General features: G+C 38.6%; 16 protein-coding genes. 14 read left to right on the plus strand and 2 right to left on the minus strand.

Annotated elements, in window-relative coordinates; genetic code table 11:
* The first annotated feature begins 64 nt into the window (after positions 1 to 64).
* From HMPREF3249_RS02675 to HMPREF3249_RS02710, 8 genes are all read left to right on the plus strand, one after another.
* Positions 65 to 751: a B3/B4 domain-containing protein gene (locus HMPREF3249_RS02675; protein ID WP_059221464.1), complete on the plus strand. Its 687-nt coding sequence runs from the start codon at positions 65 to 67 to the stop codon at positions 749 to 751.
* A 164-nt stretch (positions 752 to 915) separates the two neighbouring features.
* A complete protein-coding gene (locus tag HMPREF3249_RS02680; protein ID WP_049534441.1) occupies positions 916 to 2,892 on the plus strand; it encodes a peptide ABC transporter substrate-binding protein in 1,977 nt (658 codons plus the stop codon).
* Positions 2,893 to 3,089: 197 nt separating this feature from the next.
* Positions 3,090 to 5,069 carry a peptide ABC transporter substrate-binding protein gene (locus tag HMPREF3249_RS02685; RefSeq protein ID WP_049534439.1) on the plus strand — a complete coding sequence of 660 codons (1,980 nt, stop codon included), beginning with the start codon at positions 3,090 to 3,092 and terminating at the stop codon, positions 5,067 to 5,069.
* A gap of 376 nt (positions 5,070 to 5,445) precedes the next feature.
* Complete coding sequence (locus tag HMPREF3249_RS02690) at positions 5,446 to 6,942, plus strand: ABC transporter permease (RefSeq protein ID WP_049534436.1); 1,497 nt, start codon at positions 5,446 to 5,448, stop codon at positions 6,940 to 6,942.
* Positions 6,942 to 7,868, plus strand: a complete 927-nt coding sequence (gene oppC, locus HMPREF3249_RS02695; RefSeq protein WP_003026180.1) for an oligopeptide ABC transporter permease OppC — start codon at positions 6,942 to 6,944, stop codon at positions 7,866 to 7,868. The genes HMPREF3249_RS02690 and oppC overlap by 1 nt, the downstream gene beginning before the upstream one ends.
* An 8-nt stretch (positions 7,869 to 7,876) precedes the next feature.
* On the plus strand, positions 7,877 to 8,944 hold the full coding sequence (locus HMPREF3249_RS02700; RefSeq protein WP_003039437.1) for an ABC transporter ATP-binding protein: 1,068 nt from the start codon (positions 7,877 to 7,879) through the stop codon (positions 8,942 to 8,944).
* A 10-nt stretch (positions 8,945 to 8,954) separates the two neighbouring features.
* Positions 8,955 to 9,878 (plus strand): ATP-binding cassette domain-containing protein, encoded by a 924-nt coding sequence (locus HMPREF3249_RS02705; protein WP_003026175.1) that lies wholly within the window; start codon positions 8,955 to 8,957, stop codon positions 9,876 to 9,878.
* Between the two features lie 142 nt (positions 9,879 to 10,020).
* On the plus strand, positions 10,021 to 10,857 hold the full coding sequence (locus tag HMPREF3249_RS02710; protein ID WP_003039829.1) for a Cof-type HAD-IIB family hydrolase: 837 nt from the start codon (positions 10,021 to 10,023) through the stop codon (positions 10,855 to 10,857).
* Between the two features lie 59 nt (positions 10,858 to 10,916).
* Here the strand turns inward: HMPREF3249_RS02710 and HMPREF3249_RS02715 are convergent, their stop codons facing one another.
* Complete coding sequence (locus HMPREF3249_RS02715; RefSeq protein WP_059221463.1) at positions 10,917 to 11,882, minus strand: LacI family DNA-binding transcriptional regulator; 966 nt, start codon at positions 11,880 to 11,882, stop codon at positions 10,917 to 10,919.
* Complete coding sequence (locus HMPREF3249_RS02720) at positions 11,863 to 13,320, minus strand: sucrose-6-phosphate hydrolase (protein WP_003039426.1); 1,458 nt, start codon at positions 13,318 to 13,320, stop codon at positions 11,863 to 11,865. The genes HMPREF3249_RS02715 and HMPREF3249_RS02720 overlap by 20 nt, the downstream gene beginning before the upstream one ends.
* Before the next feature lie 191 nt (positions 13,321 to 13,511).
* Here HMPREF3249_RS02720 and HMPREF3249_RS02725 point away from each other — a divergent pair, with 191 nt between their 5' ends.
* The 6 genes from HMPREF3249_RS02725 to HMPREF3249_RS02750 all read left to right on the plus strand — a co-directional run bounded on the left by HMPREF3249_RS02725 (position 13,512) and on the right by HMPREF3249_RS02750 (position 21,182).
* A complete protein-coding gene (locus HMPREF3249_RS02725) occupies positions 13,512 to 15,410 on the plus strand; it encodes a sucrose-specific PTS transporter subunit IIBC (protein ID WP_070867482.1) in 1,899 nt (632 codons plus the stop codon).
* A 273-nt stretch (positions 15,411 to 15,683) separates the two neighbouring features.
* Positions 15,684 to 16,583, plus strand: coding sequence for a fructokinase ScrK (gene scrK, locus HMPREF3249_RS02730; RefSeq protein WP_059221692.1), 900 nt, complete (start codon positions 15,684 to 15,686; stop codon positions 16,581 to 16,583).
* Between the two features lie 64 nt (positions 16,584 to 16,647).
* A complete protein-coding gene (locus HMPREF3249_RS02735; protein WP_059221459.1) occupies positions 16,648 to 17,058 on the plus strand; it encodes a peptide deformylase in 411 nt (136 codons plus the stop codon).
* A 156-nt stretch (positions 17,059 to 17,214) separates the two neighbouring features.
* Positions 17,215 to 17,673, plus strand: a complete 459-nt coding sequence (locus tag HMPREF3249_RS02740) for a MarR family winged helix-turn-helix transcriptional regulator (protein WP_004224071.1) — start codon at positions 17,215 to 17,217, stop codon at positions 17,671 to 17,673.
* A complete protein-coding gene (locus tag HMPREF3249_RS02745; protein ID WP_059221457.1) occupies positions 17,666 to 19,432 on the plus strand; it encodes an ABC transporter ATP-binding protein in 1,767 nt (588 codons plus the stop codon). Before HMPREF3249_RS02740 ends, HMPREF3249_RS02745 begins: the two co-directional genes overlap by 8 nt.
* Positions 19,422 to 21,182, plus strand: a complete 1,761-nt coding sequence (locus HMPREF3249_RS02750; protein ID WP_003027423.1) for an ABC transporter ATP-binding protein — start codon at positions 19,422 to 19,424, stop codon at positions 21,180 to 21,182. The genes HMPREF3249_RS02745 and HMPREF3249_RS02750 overlap by 11 nt, the downstream gene beginning before the upstream one ends.
* The last annotated feature ends 170 nt before the right edge of the window (positions 21,183 to 21,352 follow it).

The following is a 21,352-nucleotide window of genomic DNA, read 5'->3' on the forward strand; positions in this document are numbered from 1 at the left end:
CTCCTAAAAATGATACAATTTGAATAGTTGATGAGCTCAATAAATAATAAAACGGAGGTGGATCATGATGAAGTTTATACTGAATGAAAGTCTCGCAATGCTTGGGATTAAAAATGTGGTTATTGGCATCGCTAAAAATGTAGATCCACGTGCACCTTTACCTGCTTCATTTTTGAAAAAGCAAAAAGAGATGGAAAAGTGGGCATTGAATTGCGATATTGATGAGGTGTCTGATACTCCAGTCATTCAAGGCTACAAGGATTTATTGCAAAGTGTCGGACGTAGTGTCAAGAAGAATCCTCCTACCGTTTTGGCGCTTATTCGGAATATTCGACATCGTGGATCCATCCCGAATATTAATAGTATTATTGATATTTATAATGTTGAATCTTTACATTCTTTATTAGCCATTGGTGGGCATGATTTGGATAAAATAGCGGGGCAAATTGAATTTACGGTTAGTCAAAAAGAAGATGTGTTTCTACCGATTTTATCTACGGAAAAACACGTTTCACAGACTGATTATGTTTATCGTGATCAAAAAGGAATTTTAGCATGGCTAGATGTTCGTGACGGAGAAAACTATAAATTTGATGACGAGACAAAGAATGCTATTTTTATCATTCAAGGAAATGCTCATACATCTGTTGAAATGCGTTTAGAAGCACTGAAGCGCATTGAGAACAATTTAGCAGAATGTATGCCGAATCTGGATTTTGAAACGTATGTCATTCACCCAGAGGGGAAATAACCTAAAAAGCAATGTATCCATCAATAGGATACGAGAAGTGAGTCCGTTGTTTGAAAGCATTTGGAATACAATCACATTTTTTAGTAAAAGATTTGTTTGAAAATTCTTTACTTTTTATGAAGATATAGTATAATTAGAATATATCATACTTTTCGGAGGTAACTATGAAAAAAAGTAAAATCATCGCAGTTGCGGGGCTAGCTCTTTTAACGTCTGGTCTTTTAGCTGCTTGCTCGGGTTCGAAATCGAGCTCAGCTGAAACAAAATTTGGTTATGTGTATTCTAGTGATCCAGAAACTTTGGATTATGTAACATCAGGAAAAGCAACCACTAGCGATCTTGTGACAAATGGAGTTGACGGATTGTTAGAAAATGACAAATATGGAAATCTTGTACCATCAATGGCTAAGTCATGGACTGTATCAAAAGATGGTTTAACCTATACTTATAAACTTCGTAAGGGTGCCAAATGGTACACATCAGAAGGGGAAGAATACGCAGAAGTTAAAGCGCAAGACTTTGTAACTGGTTTGAAACATGCTGCCGATAAAAAATCTGAGGCGCTTTATTTGGTTCAAAACTCAATTAAAGGTTTAGATGCTTACGTGAATGGTCAAACAAAAGACTTTTCAACGGTAGGTGTGAAAGCAGTTGATGATTATACTGTTCAGTATACATTGAACAAGCCAGAACCATATTGGAATTCTAAGACAACCTCTGCCATTATGTGGCCAATCAATGCCGAATTTTTGAAATCTAAAGGAAATAAATTTGGCCAATCAACAGACCCTAACTCAATCCTTTATAATGGACCATTCTTGATGAAAGCTATCACAGCAAAATCTGCGGTAGAATATGTTAAAAACAAACATTATTGGGATAAAGATAAAGTAAATGTTGATAGCATCAAGTTGGCTTATTATGATGGTCAAGACCAAGATTCATTAGCACGTAACTTTAAAGATGGTGCTTATACGTATGCACGTCTCTTCCCAGCAAGTTCAAACTTTTCAACTTTTGAAAAGGACTTCAAAGACAATATCTATACATCAGAAGCTGGTGCAGGAACAGCAGTTTTAGGACTTAATATTGACCGTCAAACGTACAACCACACTGCTAAAAAAACAGATGAAGAAAAAAATTCAACGAAAAAAGCATTGTTGAATAAAGACTTCCGTCAAGCGCTGAACTTTGCGCTTGACCGCGACTCTTACGCTGCACAAGTCAATGGTAAAGAGGGCGCTGCTAAAGCAATCCGCAATATGTTTGTACCGTCTGACTTTGTCCAAGTTGGAGAAAAATCATTTAGCGATGTTGTAGAAGAAAAATTAGCTAGCTATGGTGATGACTGGAAGGGTGTCAAATTAGCAGATTCACAAAACGGTTTGTACAATCCAGACAAAGCAAAAGCGAAATTTGCAAAAGCAAAAGAAGCATTGCAAGCTCAAGGTGTGCAATTCCCAATCCACATAGATGTTCCTGTAATTGAAACTTCTAAAAACTTTGTTGCTCGTATGCAATCTATGAAACAATCTATTGAAAAAGTGCTTGGCAAAGAAAATGTTGTCATGGACTTGAATATGATGTCAGAAGATGATGTAATGAACATCACTTATTATGCTCCGAATGCAGCTAGCGAAGATTGGGATCTCTCAGGTATCGTTAGTTGGACTCCTGACTATCAAGACCCATCTACTTATCTTGACATTTTGAAATCAACATCTTCTGATAATACGAAAACTTGGTTTGGATTTGACTCTGGTAGTGAAAATGCTGGTGCTAAAGCAGTTGGCTTGGACGAATATAATAAATTAGTCGATGAAGCAGGTGCAGAAACAACAGACATTGCAAAACGTTATGAAAAATATGCAGCAGCACAAGCTTGGTTAACAGACAGTTCACTTGTCTTACCAACAATGGCTTCAACAGGTGCCGGAACTTTTGTGTCACGCATTCAACCGTTCTCAGGTGCATTTGCGCAAACAGGTAGTAAAGGTAGCTCAACCTACTTCAAATACATTAAAGTCGGTAACGATACTGTCACTAAGAAAGACTATGAAGCAGCTAAGAAGAAATGGCAAAAAGAAAAAGCCGAGTCTAATAAAAAAGCTCAAGATAAATTAGCTGATCATGTAAAATAATACAACCTATAAAAGCAGGTGAAACTCACTAAAAGGTGAGGAAAACCTGCTTTTTTCTATCTATAAAATTGTAAGGTTAATATAATTCCTTTGATACTAGGTCTGAAAAATATGTCATAAAATTTAGAAAATTCTATTTACTTTTTACTTTTTGTGTGCTAGAATGTATAAAAATAATGATTTTGGGAGGAATATTCATGAAAAAAAGTAAAATCATTACCCTTGCAGCGCTAGCCTTGCTTGCAACAGGAACTCTAGCAGCTTGTTCTGGCTCTAAAACAAGTTCTGGGAATAAAACATTCTCATATGTTTATGAGCAAGATCCAGATAATTTGAACTATTTGACAACTGGGAAAGCAGCTACTGCAAATCTTACCAGTAATGTCATTGACGGACTCTTGGAAAATGACCGTTATGGAAATCTAGTTCCTTCTATGGCGAAGGATTGGACCGTCTCTAAAGATGGCTTGACTTATACTTATACACTTCGTAAGGGTGTGAAGTGGTACACATCGGAAGGCGAAGAGTATGCAGAAGTTAAGGCACAAGACTTTGTAACGGGCTTAAAATATGCTGCAGACAATAAATCTGATGCTATTTACTTGGTGCAAGATTCTGTTAAAGGCTTGGATGCTTACATGAAAGGTGAAAATAAAGATTTCTCTTCTGTCGGTATCAAAGCAGTCGATGATTACACGGTTCAATACACTCTTAATCGACCAGAAAGTTTTTGGAACTCAAAAACAACAATGGGCGTTCTAGCACCAGTTAATGCAGAATTTTTGAAATCAAAAGGCAATAAATTTGCACAAGCAACAGATCCATCTAGTCTTCTTTATAATGGACCATACTTGCTAAAATCTATCACAGCAAAATCATCTGTCGAATTTGCGAAAAATCCAAACTATTGGGATAAGAAAAATGTGCACATTGATAACATTAAGTTGTCCTACTATGATGGTCAAGACCAGGACAAACTTGCTAAAGGATTTAGCGATGGTTCATTTACTAATGCCAAAGTATTTCCAACAAGTCCAAGTTATGCTTCTGTTAGCAAGAAATATAAAAACAACATCGTTTATACTCCGCAAGATGCAACGACTTACCTAGTAGCTACAAACATTGACCGTCAATCTTACAAACATACTTCAAAGACAACAGATACTCAAAAGACTTCTACTAAGAAAGCTTTGCTAAATAAAGACTTCCGTCAAGCGATTACATTTGCATTTGACCGCACAGCTTATGCGTCACAAGTAAATGGTAAAGATGGTGCAACGAAGATGCTTCGTAACCTCTTTGTACCACCAACGTTTGTTCAAACAGATGACAAGAGCTTTGGAGAATTGGTCAAAGAAAAATTAGTCGGCTACGATGAAAGTTGGAAAGATGTCAACTTAAATGATGCGCAAGACGGACTTTACAATCCAACCAAAGCCAAGGAAAAATTAGCCAAAGCTAAAGCGGCGCTTCAAGCAGACGGTGTTCAATTCCCAATCCACATTGATATGCCAGTTGACCAAACAGCGACTAATAAAGTTCAACGCGTGCAATCATTGAAGCAATCAATTGAAAAGAATCTTGGGAAAGAAAATGTTGTGATTGATATTCAACAAATGTCTAAAGACGACGTGAATAATATCACTTACTTTGCCGAATCTGCAGCGGCAGAAGATTGGGATCTTTCTGATAATGTTGGTTGGAGTCCAGACTTCCAAGACCCATCTACCTATCTTGATGTTATCAAACCTTCAAGCGGTGAAAACACTAAGACTTATCTAGGATTTGATGCAGGTACGAATAACGCTGCCGCAGCACAAGTTGGTATGAACGAATATGAAAAGTTGTTGAATGAGGCTGAAAAAGAAACCACTAATACGAATGCACGCTATGAAAAATATGCTGCAGCCCAAGCTTGGTTGACTGATAATGCTTTGGTTATTCCGACAACAACCTTGACTGGTCGTCCAATTCTTTCTCGTACAGTACCATTTAGCAATCCATTTGCTTGGTCAGGAAACAAAGGGAATAGTGAAATCATTCTATATAAATATCTTGAACTCCAAGATGAGCCTGTGACTCAAAATCAATACAAGAAAGCAATGGAAAAATGGAATAAAAAGCGCACAGAATCTAATAAAAAGGCTCAAGAAGAACTTGCAGATCATGTTAAATAATTGAAAAAAATTAGATAAAATTTAACAGAAAAACAAAAAAAGTTCAATTATGATAAAAATATTCTGACAATTGATTTTACAATTAACCAGAATTGTGATATAATTTTAAACAATCAGTTTAAAAATTGAAGGTATTCTAAAATTGAAAATAGGTATTTGTCGTGACGCGTGGCATTTCTCTATCAGTTCCTTCGGTCTTGGCTGACAGGTTATGTTTAATAACTTAACCATAGTTATTAAAGTGGAATATCTGATGTGACTCATGCTGAATCATTAAAATACAAAAAGAATTAGCAGATCATGTAAAATAAACTTCTCATCAGAACTTTCTCTAACAGGAGGGAAAGTTCTTTTGGGATTTTAAAGGAAACGGTAAATGAAGAAATATATTTTTATGCGTATCTTACGCTCTTTAGTATCTATTTTCATGGTAACAACGCTGACTTACACCATTATCTATACCATGGTGCCTAGGAAGTTGATTTTCAAACAGGACCCAAACTATAACAAAATAGCGACAACTCCTGATAAAAAAGCCAATTACGAAAATACGATTTTTGAGCGTATGGGTTACATTGACTACTATGATACGAAGGAATTGCAAGAAAAAGCTAGTAAAGAGAATTCCTCTGTAACAGTAGAACCTACTAATGCAAATAAAAAAATCTATGAAGCTTACATCAAAAAGCTGGGACGCGGTTGGAAATTGCAGCAATTTAAAGAAAGCAAGCAATTTTATGCAACTCGTGAAGTTCCAGTCTATGAACGCGTTCTTGGTTTCTATGGTAATTTGATTCAAATTGACCATACAGGTGCTGTGAAAGATGCTTCTAATCCGAATTTGAAGCGTTATATTCGCATTGAAAATGATCCTGCTATTGGTTGGTCTGTTGTTGGTTCTGGAACGAAACATAAATATTTATTGTACTTCAATAGTCGGTTTCCATTTATCCACCAAAATTTTGTGAGATTAAATCTGGGAATCTCCTATCCAACCTATGCAAATCTCCCTGTCCTACAAGTTATTTCACAAGGGCAAGGTCAAACGCAGACTTCAGAAGTTCAATTTCCAACAGGAAAGAAAACATCATCTGTTAATATTTATACACGTACATATAAGTCTCCAAAACAAGCCGATGCACGCGATGTTGCTAATTACGGAAAAGATGATCCTTATACGGCGACAGAGAGCAATTATCAATATCCATCTATGATTGTGAGCTCTTCTATTGTTGGGTTGATTGGTTTGGCCTTGTCATACTTAATCGCCGTTCCACTTGGATCTTATATGGCTCGTTTTAAGAATACATTGTTTGATAGTATTTCAACCGGTGCTTTGACTTTCTTAATGTCACTGCCGACTATTGCCTTGGTTTATATCATTCGGTTGATTGGCTCAGCAATTGGCTTGCCTGATTCATTCCCTATTTTGGGAGCAGGTGATTGGCGCTCTTATGTGCTGCCGGCAGTTATTCTTGGGCTCTTGAGTGCACCTTGGACAGCAGTGTGGATTCGTCGTTATATGATTGACTTGCAATCACAAGATTTTGTTCGTTTTGCACGTGCAAAAGGTCTTTCTGAAAAAGAAATTTCAAATAAACATATTTTCAAAAATGCCATGGTGCCACTTGTATCCAGCATTCCAAACTCAGTTATTGGGGTTATTACAGGTGCAACTTTGACTGAAACAGTCTTCGCTTTCCCTGGTATGGGTAAGATGTTGATTGACTCTGTTAAAGCTTCAAATAACTCTATGGTCGTTGGTCTTGTCTTTATCTTTACATGTCTTTCTATCTTCGCTCTTCTATTGGGTGATATTCTGATGACAGTACTTGACCCACGTATTAAATTAACATCAAAAGGAGGTAAATAATGGCTACAATTGATAAGACTAAGTTCCAATTTGTCAAACGCGATGATTTTGCCTCTGAAACGATTGATGCTCCAGCCTATTCTTACTGGAAATCAGTTATGCGTCAGTTCCTAAAAAAGAAATCAACAGTTATCATGTTGGGAATTTTGGTCGCTATTATTTTGATGAGTTTCATTTATCCGATTTTCTCAGATTTTGACTTTAACGATGTCAGCAAGGTGAATGATTTCGGTGCGCGTTATATTAAACCAAATGGTCAATATTGGTTTGGTACAGATAGCAACGGGAAATCCCTTTTTGACGGAGTATGGTTTGGAGCTCGTAACTCTATCCTCATTTCCGTCATTGCAACTGTGATTAACTTAGTTATTGGTATTGTGATTGGTGGTATCTGGGGAATTTCCAAAACCGTTGACCGTATCATGATGGAAGTGTACAATATCATTTCTAACATCCCATCTCTCTTGATTGTCATTGTCTTGACTTATTCAATTGGTGCTGGTTTCTGGAACTTGATTTTTGCTATGACCATCACAGGTTGGGTTGGGATTGCTTATACGATTCGTATCCAAATCATGCGTTATCGCGACTTGGAATATAACCTTGCCAGCCGAACTTTGGGTACGCCAACACTGAAAATCATTGTAAAAAATATCATGCCACAATTGGTTTCTGTTATTGTGACCACGGCTTCACAACTGCTGCCAAGTTTCATTTCTTATGAAGCATTTCTATCGTTCTTTGGTTTGGGGCTTCCTGTCACAGTACCAAGTTTGGGACGGTTAATTTCAGATTATTCACAAAACGTGACAACAAATGCGTATCTTTTCTGGATTCCATTGACAACCTTGATTTTGGTTTCCCTCTCATTATTCGTTGTCGGTCAAAACTTAGCGGATGCTAGTGATCCACGTACACATAGATAGGAGTAAATATGACACAAGAAAAAAATGTAATATTGACTGCTCGCGATATTGTCGTGGAATTTGACGTTCGTGATAAGGTCTTAACAGCTATTCGTGGTGTTTCGCTTGACCTCATTGAAGGTGAAGTTCTTGCACTTGTAGGGGAATCTGGTTCTGGTAAGTCTGTTTTAACAAAGACATTTACAGGAATGTTAGAAGAAAATGGTCGAGTTGCTCAAGGAACGATTGATTATCGGGGGCAAGATTTGACAAAATTGAAGTCAAATAAAGATTGGGAACCTATACGTGGTGTTAAAATTGCGACAATCTTCCAAGATCCGATGACAAGTTTGGATCCTATTAACACAATCGGTAGCCAAATTACAGAAGTGATTATCAAGCATCAAAAGAAAACGCCTAAAGAAGCGAAAGAAATGGCTGTTGACTATATGAATAAGGTCGGCATTCCTGATGCTGAAAAGCGCTTTTATGAATACCCATTTCAATATTCAGGAGGAATGCGTCAACGGATTGTTATCGCTATTGCGCTTGCTTGTCGACCTGATATCCTTATCTGTGATGAACCAACGACAGCGCTTGACGTTACGATTCAAGCACAAATCATTGATTTGTTGAAATCTTTGCAACACGAATATGAATTCACAACTATTTTTATCACCCACGACCTGGGAGTGGTAGCAAGTATTGCCGATAAGGTTGCGGTTATGTATGCTGGTGAAATCGTTGAATACGGAACAGTAGAAGAAGTTTTTTACGACCCACGCCACCCCTATACTTGGAGTTTGTTATCTAGTCTACCTCAGTTGGCAGATGACAAGGGTGAGTTGTATTCAATTCCTGGAACGCCGCCATCTCTTTATTCACATTTGCAAGGAGATGCATTTGCCTTGCGTTCGGATTATGCTATGGAAATTGACTTTGAAGAGAAGCCACCTCAAATCTATGTAACGGATACCCATTGGGCAAAAACATGGTTGTTACATGAGAATGCTCCAAAAGTGAATAAGCCAGCTGTTATTGATGATTTACACGAAAAAATTAGCTCAAAAATGGGCTTTGCCCATTTAGACGCCTAGGAGGAAGGAAATGCCTGAAAAATTAGTAGAAGTTAAAGATTTGGAAATTTCCTTCGGTGAGGGAAGCAAGAAATTTGTTGCTGTTAAAAATGCTAATTTCTTTATCAATAAAGGAGAAACGTTTTCACTTGTAGGAGAATCTGGTTCTGGTAAAACAACAATTGGTCGTGCGATTATTGGTTTAAATGATACGAGTCATGGAGAGATTTTCTTTGAAGGGAAAAAAATTAATGGCAAAAAATCAAAAGAAGAAGAGTCAGAAATCATTCGTAAAATTCAAATGATTTTCCAAGACCCTGCTGCTAGTTTGAATGAACGTGCGACAGTTGATTATATCATTTCGGAAGGCTTGTATAATTTCCACTTATTTAAAGATGAAGAAGAACGCAAGAAAAAAGTGAAAGATATTATTCATGAAGTTGGATTGTTATCAGAGCATTTAACGCGTTACCCGCATGAATTTTCTGGTGGTCAACGTCAGCGGATTGGGATTGCCCGTGCGCTTGTTATGGAACCAGATTTTGTCATTGCCGATGAGCCGATTTCAGCTTTGGACGTGTCTGTGCGGGCACAAGTTTTAAACCTACTGAAAAAATTCCAAAAAGAATTAGGTTTGACTTATCTCTTTATTGCTCACGATTTATCGGTTGTACGCTTCATTTCAGATCGTATTGCGGTTATTTATAAGGGTGTGATTGTCGAAGTAGCTGAAACAGAAGAACTCTTTAACAATCCAATTCATCCTTATACTCAGTCTTTATTGTCAGCTGTGCCAATTCCAGATCCAATATTGGAGCGGAAGAAAGTGTTGAAAGTCTATGATGCTAATCAGCATGATTATTCAACGGATAAGCCAGAAATGGTCGAAATTCGTCCTGGACACTTTGTGTGGGCTAATAAAGCAGAAGTTGAAAAATATAAAAAAGAATTATAACATCATTCTTTGACTTTGAGAGAATTTTAAAAATCACTTTAGAGGTTATCTAGAGTGATTTTTGAATTCATGTTATCTTTTTCTGGACGATTCTATTTTAAACTGTACTATACTAGATATGATAGAAAAGAGGAGTAATGGAATGTATCAATTGATTGCGTTTGATATGGATGGAACACTTTTGACTAGTAAAAAAACGATTGCCAAAAGCAGCGTTGAAGCGATTGGGAGAGCTCAAGATGCTGGTAAACAAGTTGTACTTTCAACAGGACGCTCTTTGTCAGAACTGCTTCCTTATGGAGATGATTTGCGCGGGATTCGCTATGCTATTCTTGCAAGTGGTGCATTGATTTATGATTTGGAGGCTAAATGCGTTTTAGCTAAGCAAACCTTGCCTGCTATAGCAGTGGATAAGGTGAAGGCGATAGCAGAAGCTCAAGATTTGATGCTGGTTTGTATGATTGACGGACAAGGCTATCTTCAAAAATCACATTTTGAGAATATTGCTAACTATTATATGGAAATTTATACTGAACTTTATGATAAAACAGCTATCTTGGTGGATAACATTTACGATTTGTTAGCTAAGGAGAGAGAGCATTTTGACAAAATCAATATTTATCACTTTACGGCAAGGGATCGAGATCAATCGTATGAAACTTTATTGTCTGAAAAGATAACGATGATAAAAGCTGAAGTAAGTGGTCTTGAACTAACAGCGCAAGGAGTTGAAAAGGGGCAGGGTTTAGCTCACCTTGCTCAAAAATTAAATCTTCCTATGGAGCAAATCATTGCTGTTGGGGATGCTGACAATGATGAAAGCATGATTCGCGAAGCAGGTTTTGGTGTTGCTATGGGAAATGCCAATGAGACTATCAAAAATTTAGCAGATATTGTTGTGGCAGACAACGACCACGGTGGCTGTGCGCAGGCTATTGATGATGTGCTTCTGGCAGAAAAATATAAAGACAACGAATAGACACTAAAACCCACTTAAGTATTGAGAAATCTTAAGTGGGTTTTCACTATCTTACAGAATTAAATACTCTTTCCTGAAGAGAGGTGCACGGGAAGAAAGTAGCCGGTTGTCACAACTTCTTCACCAGCAATTTTTCGGAGCAACAAATCTACCAGCAAACAAGCTATATCTTTCAATGGTTGCTGTATAGTGGCTAGTTGGGGATAGTAGTTTTCTACAAAATAAGTTCCGTCGTAGCCAATGACTTTTAGCTCCTCTGGAATTTTGATTTCCAATTCTTGAGCGACTTTCATGATTAAAATGGCTGTCAGATCATCTGAAGCAAAAATGGCATCAGGCTCTCTATGTTTTAAAATATTTTTGATTTCCATTTCTTTGCGAATAGGAGAGAAGTCACTTGATACATTGATAATTGGTGCATCAGGTAGAATGGAAGCAAAACCTGCATGGCGGAGACCTGTCGGGGAGTTTGAATTATCATTTCCGGTAATCATAATGATATTTTGGGCACCGGATTTGACCAAGGTTTCTGCAGCCAAGACACCACCAGCATAGTTGTCCGAAGATACAACAGGAATGGAAGGGGATAAGTTGCGGTCAAAAGAGATAATGGGAGCTGTTACACGGTCATAATCAGAGATGCCTAAGTTGTGGCTGCCTGAGATAATGCCATCCACTTGATTGGCTTCTAGCATCTCCAGATACTCTTTTTCCTTACTTGAATTGTGCTCGCTATTGCAGATGATTGTCTTGTAGCCTCTTTTGAATAACTCATGTTCTAATTTGTCAATGAGTTCGGCATAAAAGACGTGACTGATATTTGGGAAAATCAGTCCAATCAGCTTAGCGGATTTTCCTTGTAAGCCACGAGCGAGATTATTGGGCTTGTATCCCAACTCGCGCATGGCCTCATTGACTTTTGTAATCGTTTTTTCTGAGAGGTAACCTTTTTTGTTAATTACACGAGACACAGTGGTTGGGCTGACCCCAGCAATTTTTGCAACATCAGTTAACTTCGCGACCATAATCTAACTCATAGTAAGTTCCAGTTGGATTTCCCTCGCTGATAAAAATACCGTTTTGGTTTTCATGAGGGAAAACGCGGCCTGAAAATACTTTTTCTCCTTTGTTAATAAAAATTTCAAAAACTGACTTATCAATGAAGATAGTAGCGGTTGTAGCTTGGTTTTCAATCGTACAACTACGAACGGTACCAAATTCAAGAGCGTATTGCTCACCGGCTTGACTACGGTCAACTGTTACTTGACCATTTTTGATGTCAAAGCAAATGCGTAGCCCCTTATGCTCTTGATCTGCAAAAAGGACGATCTCAGTTTGTGAATCAGTTGTAAATTCTAGTTCTAATTCATAGCAGTTCTTTGTTTGCGCTTGGTTAGCAAACGTTTGGATATTATCTGTGCGTAAGGATGTGATAGCTGGGACAGGGTATTGATAGAGTTTACCGTCTTTTAGGGTTAATTCTTTGACCAAAGAGAATGTTCCTTGGTGGTCGAAACGGTCAGATGGATAAGCGATATCTGGCAAACCCAGCCAGCTGACAGCTAAGGCACGGCCATCTGGAGCATTGAAAGCTTGAGTGGCGTAGCATTCAAATCCATAATCTAAATTTTGCAGAGGACTAGGTTCAACAATTGCTACTTTCTTTGTGTCAAACGATTGACCTATTTTATACATATTTGGATAAATATTGTCATAAGGGACAATTTCTTTTGATAAACCTTGAGGACAGTAGAGCAAAACAGGCTTCTCATCAATAAAGACAAGATTTGGGCACTCCATCATGTAGGCGGTGTTATCATTTTCAAAGTGTAAATTACCGACTTCTTCCCAGTTTGTATAGTCATTGTCAACCGCTTTATAAAGCTTGATATAGCCTTTTTTGTCAAGGTTTTGTCCCCCAACAATGGCATAAAATTGTCCGTGGTAGTTAAAAATCTGAGGATCACGAAAATGATCTGTAGTATCCTTAGGTTGTTCAATCAAGATCTTGTTTAGTTTTTGAATATGTCCGTCTTTGTCCAGCAAAGCACCGATTTGGTAAGGGTGACGAACCCAATTCTCATCACGGACATTCCCAGTATAGAATAGGAAAAGTTTGTCGTCAAACTGCATGGCAGAGCCAGAGTAAGCACCGTGACTGTCTAATGGGGTGTCTGGCAGAACACGAACACCGGTTTCTGTGAAGTGTACGAGGTCATCACTTTCAAGCTGTACCCAAGACTTGAGCCCATGAGTTGCACCAAATGGAAAATTTTGATAGAAGGCAATCCATTTTCCGTCAAAATAGGAAAAACCATTTGGGTCATTCAAAAGCCCCGTATCAGGCTCTACGTGGTAGGCAGCACGCCAAGGTGATGCAGCAATTTTTTCTTTTATCTGTTGGATTTCGTTTTCAGTCCATTGTTCATAGCGTTTGTAGCGTTGTTCGGTTGTCCAAGCCAATCTTTTGTCCTCCGAGATAGTTTTCTTACTTATATAGTAAACGTTTTCTCTGAAAAAATCAACTTTTTAATAGAAAAAAATTAAATTTCTGCAAAACGCTTGACATATTTTGAAATCATGTTAAAATAATAGTCGTAGGAGCGATTAAATCGCTTTCATAAATTTTAATTATTTTCAATAAGGAGATGCAAATGGAAAATAAGGACATTGCAAAAGCAGTCATTGAGGCCATTGGCGGACGTGACAATGTAAGTAGTGTTGCTCACTGTGCGACCCGTCTGCGTGTCATGGTCAAAGATGAAGCTAAGATTGATAAAGACAGAGTTGAGAATCTTGAAAAGGTTCAGGGAGCTTTCTTTAACTCAGGTCAATATCAAATTATCTTTGGTACTGGTACAGTGAATAAAATCTATGATGAAGTGGTAGCACTTGGTTTGCCTACGTCTTCAACTGGTGAACAAAAAGCAGAAGCAGCTAAAAAGGGGAATTGGTTCCAACGTGCCGTTCGTACATTTGGTGACGTATTTGTGCCAATCCTGCCAGCAATCGTAGCAACAGGTCTCTTCATGGGGATTCGTGGTGCGATTAATAACGATACAATTCTTGGGTTATTTGGCACAACTTCAAAAGCATTCGCTGCATCAGACTTCTATACTTACACAGTTGTGTTGACAGATACAGCCTTTGCCTTCTTCCCGGCTTTGATTTCTTGGTCAGCTTTCCGTGTATTCGGTGGTAATCCAGTTATTGGTATTGTACTTGGTTTGATGTTGGTCAATACAGCTCTTCCAAATGCATGGGATGTAGCTTCTGGTGCTGCAAAGCCAATCATGTTCTTTGGTTTCATTCCAGTAGTTGGTTATCAAAACTCAGTATTGCCAGCCTTCTTCATTGGATTACTTGGTGCGAAACTTGAAAAATGGTTGCATAAGAAAATTCCAGATGTGCTTGATTTGCTCGTTGTGCCATTCTTGACCTTCCTTGTGATGTCAGTTCTTGGACTCTTTGTCATTGGTCCGATCTTCCACTCACTTGAAAATGTCATTCTTGCTGCAACAAAAGCTATTCTTGCCTTACCGTTTGGCTTAGCAGGTCTCATCCTTGGTGGTGTGCATCAGCTTATCGTGGTAACAGGTGTTCACCATATCTTCAACTTACTAGAAGCGCAATTGATTGCAAATGAAGGAAAAGATGCCTTTAATGCGATCATCACGGCTGCTATGACTGCCCAAGCGGGTGCAACTCTTGCAGTTGGTGTAAAAACAAAATCTAAAAAACTAAAAGCTCTTGCATTCCCAGCTGCTCTCTCTGCAGGTCTTGGAATTACTGAACCAGCTATTTTCGGGGTAAACTTACGTTATGGTAAACCATTTGTACTTGGTCTTGTTGCCGGTGCTGCTGGTGGTTGGTTAGCTTCTATTCTTGGACTTGCTGGTACTGGATTTGGTATTACTATTATCCCAGGTACACTTCTCTATCTGAATGGGCAAGTTCTTCAATATATCTTCATGGTACTTGTAACTACTGGTCTTGGATTTGGTTTGACTTACGCATTTGGTTACAAAGATGCTGAAGAAGAAGTGACTGAAGCAAAAGAAGTAGTAGAAGCTAATGAAGCAGCCGCACCAGTCCTTTCTGATGAAACAATTGTTTCTCCAATCGTTGGTCAAATGGTTGACTTGAAAGATGTCAATGACCCAGTATTCTCTAGCGGTGCTATGGGACAAGGAGTTGCGGTAAAACCTAGTGAAGGTGTTGTGTATGCTCCTGCGGATGCAGAAGTGACAATTGCATTTGAAACTGGTCACGCTTACGGCTTGAAAACGGCAAATGGTGCTGAAATCTTGATTCACGTAGGTATTGACACAGTTTCTATGAACGGTGACGGATTTGATCAAAAAGTTGCTCAAGGTGATAAGGTGAAAGCTGGCGATGTTCTTGGAACCTTTGACACTGCTAAAATCGCAGCTACTGGTCTGGATGACACAACTATGGTGATTGTTACCAACACAGCTGATTATGCTTCTGTTATTCCTGTTGCAGAAGGTGTAGTAGCGAAAGGCGATGCTGTGATTGAGCTGAAAGCCTAACCTTGTAATGTGATAAGAGGCTGAACAAAAAGTTCAGCTTCTTCACTTTTAGTTAACAAAACACATTAACACAGCGGTTGATTGTTTTCTTTGCTCGCTTCACGTCTCAAAGTTGTCAATCAACTGTGCGGGGTGGGAAACGAACTTTTTCCGGTTCTTTCCCACTCCCTTTTCTTTGAAAAAGAGAAGAAAAAGTAAGATTTTTACTCAGAAGTCATACGAGGATATGCTATAATGAATAGAGAAGAAAACAAAATTAAAAGAGGTTTTGAAATGACAAAATTGTATGGAAGCTTAGAGGCTGGTGGTACAAAATTTGTTTGTGCAGTTGGTGGCGACAATTTTGAAGTGGTTGAGAAAACACAATTTCCAACGACTACACCGATTGAAACATTGGATAAAACAATTGCATTTTTCTCACGCTTTGAGAATTTGACGGGATTGGCAATTGGTTCTTTTGGACCGATTGATATTGATCCAAATTCAAAAACATATGGTTTTATTACAACTACACCCAAGCCACACTGGGCAAATGTTGATATTGTTGGTACTTTGCGGCGTGCATTGAATGTGCCGATTTTCTTTACGACAGATGTTAATAGCTCTGCGTACGGTGAAATAGTAGCACGAAACAATGCTGGTGGTCGTATTGAAAATTTGGTTTATTATACGATTGGAACAGGTATTGGTGCTGGTGCTATTCAACGTGGTGAATTTGTTGGTGGAACAGGTCATCCTGAAATGGGGCATTATTATGTTGCGAAACACCCGATGGATGTAGAGAAAGAATTTAATGGGGTTTGTCCTTTCCATAACGGCTGTTTAGAAGGGCTGGCTGCTGGACCTAGTTTAGAGGCTCGGACAGGCATTCGAGGTGAAAATATTGAACTAAACAGCTCTGTTTGGGATATTCAAGCCTACTACATTGCGCAAGCAGCAATTCAAGCAACGGTGACATTCCGCCCTGATGTGATTGTCTTTGGTGGAGGTGTTATGGCGCAACAGCACATGTTGGACCGTGTTCGTGAAAAGTTCACAGTTTTGTTGAATGGTTATCTGCCTGTTCCAGATGTGCGTGATTACATTGTGACGCCAGCTGTTGCAGGAAATGGATCAGCAACACTTGGAAATTTTGTCTTAGCTAAAAAAGTCAGTGAAAAAGCCAAAGGATAATTGAGTAATTGAGAGCAAGTGAGCGAATATGGAATGAGCTTGCTCTTTTTTTGATGAGGAAGAAATGATTAAATCAATTGTAAAAGATATGTTGTTTTTGCAGCAAAAAGCACAACTAGCAAGCAAAGAAGATGTCGGAATTGGACAAGATTTGTTTGATACCTTAAAAGCAAATCAAGATAAGTGTGTCGGAATGGCAGCCAATATGATTGGAGTTCAGAAACAAGTTATTATTTTTATGTATGGTATGGTGCCTGTTATCATGTTCAATCCTATTTTGAAAAGGAAGTTATCTCCTTACCGAGCGGAAGAATCCTGTTTGTCACTTGCGGGTAGTCGTTTGACGACTCGTTATAAGGAAATTACAGTTGACTATTTGGATCAGCATTGGCAAAAGCAAACACTGACTTTGAAAGATTTTCCCGCACAAATCTGTCAGCATGAACTGGATCATTTGGAAGGGATTTTGATTTAATAATCTGACGACTCAGCTTTTATAGAGTTGAGTTTTAATTTGTTTGAAAATTAGTTCTCATAGAAACTTTTTCCTTGACATTCGCTTAGAATATAGTAAAATAGTTCTCATGAAAATCATTTGGTTCTCTAGAGAACTATTTGAAAGGAAGTCAAAATGGAAAAACCATTATTGGAATTCAAGCGATTTGGGCGAAAAACGCATCTTATGATTCAAAAGATTGCCAAAGAGCGAGGAATTGAATTTATGGCGGGTCCACAGGGGCAGGTATTGCATTTTGTGAACCACCGCGAAGATTGTGACAAGATGACCTTTATTAAAGATATTGAGCAGGAGTTGGGCATTACTAAGTCCGTTGCCAGTAATTTAATGAAGCGGATGGTGAAAAATGGCTTGATTTATCTGGAAGTGAGTGAGACCGATAAACGCGCTAAGATTATTCGTTTGACGCCGGAATCAAAAGAACGCATGGATAAAATTCGTGATTTCTTTGATGAAATGGATCGTTGTCTATTAGCTGGCGTTTCAGAAGAGGATCTGGTCATTTTTTTTCAGGTAATGGGAAAATTTTACCAGAATATTGAAAAATTAGAAGAAGGAGAAACGAATGTTTAAATTATTTAAACGTTTAACTGCTAAAGAAGTAGGGATGATTGTCATTAGTATCTTGTTTACTTGTTTAACAGTTTATTTGGAATTAGAGGTTCCAACTTATATTTCAAAAATTACGGAACTCCTACAGACGAGAGGGACAGTAGTTTCTGACCTGTGGAATCCAGGTTTGAAAATGATTGGCTTATCTTTTGCGAGCTTTCTAAGTGCAGTAGCAGTTGGCTTTATTGCGGCTAGATTGGCGGCTAGCTTTACAACGAGTTTGCGGTCAGATATTTTCAATCGTGTGCTGGATTATTCAGACGCTGAGATTAAGCGATTCTCTATTCCGAGTCTTTTGACGCGGACAACCAACGATCTTACGCAAATTCAGATCATGATTACCATGGGCTTGCAAGTTGTGACGCGTGGGCCAATCATGGCGATTTGGGCGATTACGAAAATCATTGGGAAATCAGAATACTGGCTCTGGGCGGTTATTGTGGCGGTTATTGTGAATATTATCATGACAACAGTTCTGATGACGTTGGCCTTTCCAAAGCAATCTGTTATTCAACGGTTGACTGATAAGTTGAACAGTATTACGCGTGAAAGTCTAACAGGGATTCGTGTTGTTCGGGCTTACAATGCTGAAGACTATCAAGATGACAAGTTTGCAGGAGCCAATGATGAAGTGACTCGTTTGAATCTCTTTGTCAGTCGTCTCATGGCAATTTTAAATCCAATTATGATGGGGATTTCGAGCGGATTGACTTTAGCGATTTATTGGATTGGGGCTTACTTGATTCAAGATGCAGCTTTACCAGAGCGCTTGCCTATCTTTAGTGATATGGTAGTCTTTATGTCTTATGCCATGCAAGTGGTAATGGGCTTCATGCTCATGGCGGCTCTTTTTATCATTCTACCTCGTACCTTGGTATCTGCTGGGCGGATCAATGAAGTACTTGAATTATATTCAACGATTGAGTCTCCAGAACACCCTAAAGAAGCTAAAGATATTAAAGGAGAAGTGGTATTTGACAATGTGTCTTTCCGCTATGCTAAAAACTCTGAGGCTGTCATTGAGCATGTCAGCTTTACAGCAAAAGCAGGTGAAACCGTAGCTTTCATTGGTTCAACCGGTTCTGGGAAATCTACTCTAATTAGCTTAATTCCTCGTTTTTATGATGTGACAGAAGGAAGAATTTTAGTAGACGGCGTAAACGTCAAAGATTATCAGCTAGAAGATTTGCATAATAAAGTTGGCTACATTCCACAAAAAGCTGTCCTCTTCTCTGGTGATATAAAGAGTAATTTGGACTTTGGACAAAGCAATGAAAGTCCATTGGATGATGAAAAAATGTGGTCTGCGTTGGACTTGGCACAAGCGAAATCATTTGTTGAAGAAAAAGAAGGTGGTCTGCACTCAGAGGTCGCACAAAACGGTACGAATTTCTCTGGTGGGCAAAAGCAACGTTTGGCAATTGCGCGTGCGCTTGCTCGCAAGCCTGAAATTTTGATTTTTGATGATTCATTTTCAGCGTTGGACTATAAGACAGACCGCATTTTGCGGGAAGAATTAGCGAAAAAAGTGAAGGACACAACCAGATTGATTGTGGCGCAGCGGATTTCAACGATTATGGATGCTGATCAGATTTTGGTACTGGATAAAGGAAAAGTAGTCGGTCAGGGTACTCATAAAGAATTGCTGGCAACGAACGCAGTTTACCAAGAAATTGCTTACTCACAATTATCAAAGGAGGAATTGGAAAATGGAAAATAAAAAATCATCTTTATTTAGCCAAGTGAAACCTTATCTCAAAGGTTTTCAGCTTCCATTGCTCATTGCATTTGTGGGAGCGGCAGTGTCTAGTATTATTACAGTTTATGGACCGGACAAATTAAAAGAAATTACCAACCTTATCACAGAGGGAATGCGAAGTCAGATTGATTTGAAAGCAATCTCCAACATTGCTCTTTTCCTAGCGATTTTGTATGCAGCAGGTGCTTTGTTAAATTACGTTCAATCTTTTATCATTTCATCTGTTATTCAGCATTTCTCCAAGCGTTTGCGGACTGCTATTGCTGAAAAAATCAATAAATTACCATTGCGGTATTTTGACAGCCATTCTCAAGGGGATACTCTTTCACGGGTCACCAATGACGTGGATACGGTCGGACAGTCTTTGAACCAAAGTTTAGGAGCAGTCATATCCTCAAGTTTACTTCTTATTGCTGTTCTCTTTATGATGTTTTACAACAATGTCATCCTTTCCTTTGTAACGATTGGCTCAGTCTTGATTGGCTTTGTCTTTGTTGCTTTGATTATGGGCAAATCTCAACGATTTTTTCGAGCACAACAAGAAAATCTTGCCAGCGTTAATGGCTATGTAGAAGAAATGTACTCTGGGCATAATGTCATTGTCAGCTACAATGCCGCAGAGGAATCTAAAGCAGCCTTTCAAACGCTCAATACGAATCTTTACAACAGCATGTGGAAATCCCAATTTATTTCAGGGATTATGATGCCGCTTATGATGTTTGTAGGGAACTTCGGTTACGTTATGGTTGTTTTGGTTGGAGCGAGCATGGCCTTGAATGGCGATGTCACTATGGGAACGATTGTTGCCTTTATGGTGTATGTACGGACTTTCTCTCAACCGTTGTCACAAATTGCGCAAGGGATTACCACTCTTCAACAAGCTAGCGCTGCTATGGGACGCGTGTTTGAATTTTTAGCAGAGCCTGAAATGGAAAACGATGAGCACAAGGCGCAACAACTCACGACCTTAAAAGGCGATGTTGCCTTTGATAATGTATTCTTTGGTTACAATCCAGATCGAACGATTATTCATGATTTTTCTGCCAATGCAAAAGCAGGGCAAAAGATTGCCATTGTCGGTCCGACCGGTGCTGGGAAGACGACGATCGTCAATTTGCTGATGAAATTCTATGAGATTGAGAAAGGGCGGATTACGATTGATGGTATTGATACGAAGCAAATGAAACGCTCTGAGGTACATGATGCCTTCTCCATGGTTCTTCAAGACACTTGGTTATTTGAGGGAACGATTAAGGAAAATTTGATTTACAATCAGAAAAATATTTCTGACGAAGCAGTTGTGGCAGCTGCCAAAGCTGTTGGGGTTCATCACTTCATTAAGACTTTGCCAAAAGGATATGATACGGTGCTGGACGATACTGTGAGCCTCTCTGTTGGGCAAAAGCAATTGCTAACCATTGCGCGTGCCCTTCTTAAGGATGCTCCATTGCTTATCTTGGACGAAGCGACTTCATCTGTTGATACACGGACGGAAGAGCTGATTCAAAAAGCGATGGATAAACTAATGGAAGGACGGACTTCCTTTGTCATTGCTCACCGTTTGTCAACGATTCGTAATGCTGACTTAATTTTGGTTATGCGAGATGGCAATATCATTGAACAAGGCAATCACGAACAATTGATGGAACAAAACGGCTTCTATGCTGATCTTTACAATAGTCAATTTGATGAAGACGCAGAATATGCGTAAAGGAAATGACAAACGATAAATTGCAATAGGGACTCTTTCTAGTCAAAATTTGACCGGAAAGAGTTTTTTGTTATTAAATTTTTTGAAAAGTATAATCTTTATATATAAAAGACTAGACATTTAACAAAAACTGTGCTATACTAATATCAATGATAGGTAATTCGTTAATA

This window comes from Streptococcus sp. HMSC36C04 (assembly GCF_001839535.1).
GTDB classification, from domain to species: domain Bacteria; phylum Bacillota; class Bacilli; order Lactobacillales; family Streptococcaceae; genus Streptococcus; species Streptococcus hominis.

Bases quoted from the DNA above. Each gene is read 5' to 3' on its own strand.
- HMPREF3249_RS02740 (WP_004224071.1), top strand. From the start codon at position 17,215: ATGGAAAAACCATTATTGGAATTCAAGCGATTTGGGCGAAAAACGCAT.
- scrK (WP_059221692.1), top strand. From the start codon at position 15,684: ATGACAAAATTGTATGGAAGCTTAGAGGCTGGTGGTACAAAATTTGTT.
- HMPREF3249_RS02710 (WP_003039829.1), top strand. From the start codon at position 10,021: ATGTATCAATTGATTGCGTTTGATATGGATGGAACACTTTTGACTAGT.
- HMPREF3249_RS02685 (WP_049534439.1), top strand. From the start codon at position 3,090: ATGAAAAAAAGTAAAATCATTACCCTTGCAGCGCTAGCCTTGCTTGCA.
- HMPREF3249_RS02680 (WP_049534441.1), top strand. From the start codon at position 916: ATGAAAAAAAGTAAAATCATCGCAGTTGCGGGGCTAGCTCTTTTAACG.
- HMPREF3249_RS02745 (WP_059221457.1), top strand. From the start codon at position 17,666: ATGTTTAAATTATTTAAACGTTTAACTGCTAAAGAAGTAGGGATGATT.
- HMPREF3249_RS02690 (WP_049534436.1), top strand. From the start codon at position 5,446: ATGAAGAAATATATTTTTATGCGTATCTTACGCTCTTTAGTATCTATT.
- HMPREF3249_RS02750 (WP_003027423.1), top strand. From the start codon at position 19,422: ATGGAAAATAAAAAATCATCTTTATTTAGCCAAGTGAAACCTTATCTC.
- oppC (WP_003026180.1), top strand. From the start codon at position 6,942: ATGGCTACAATTGATAAGACTAAGTTCCAATTTGTCAAACGCGATGAT.
- HMPREF3249_RS02700 (WP_003039437.1), top strand. From the start codon at position 7,877: ATGACACAAGAAAAAAATGTAATATTGACTGCTCGCGATATTGTCGTG.
- HMPREF3249_RS02735 (WP_059221459.1), top strand. From the start codon at position 16,648: ATGATTAAATCAATTGTAAAAGATATGTTGTTTTTGCAGCAAAAAGCA.
- HMPREF3249_RS02705 (WP_003026175.1), top strand. From the start codon at position 8,955: ATGCCTGAAAAATTAGTAGAAGTTAAAGATTTGGAAATTTCCTTCGGT.
- HMPREF3249_RS02675 (WP_059221464.1), top strand. From the start codon at position 65: ATGATGAAGTTTATACTGAATGAAAGTCTCGCAATGCTTGGGATTAAA.
- HMPREF3249_RS02725 (WP_070867482.1), top strand. From the start codon at position 13,512: ATGGAAAATAAGGACATTGCAAAAGCAGTCATTGAGGCCATTGGCGGA.
- HMPREF3249_RS02715 (WP_059221463.1), bottom strand. From the start codon at position 11,882: ATGGTCGCGAAGTTAACTGATGTTGCAAAAATTGCTGGGGTCAGCCCA.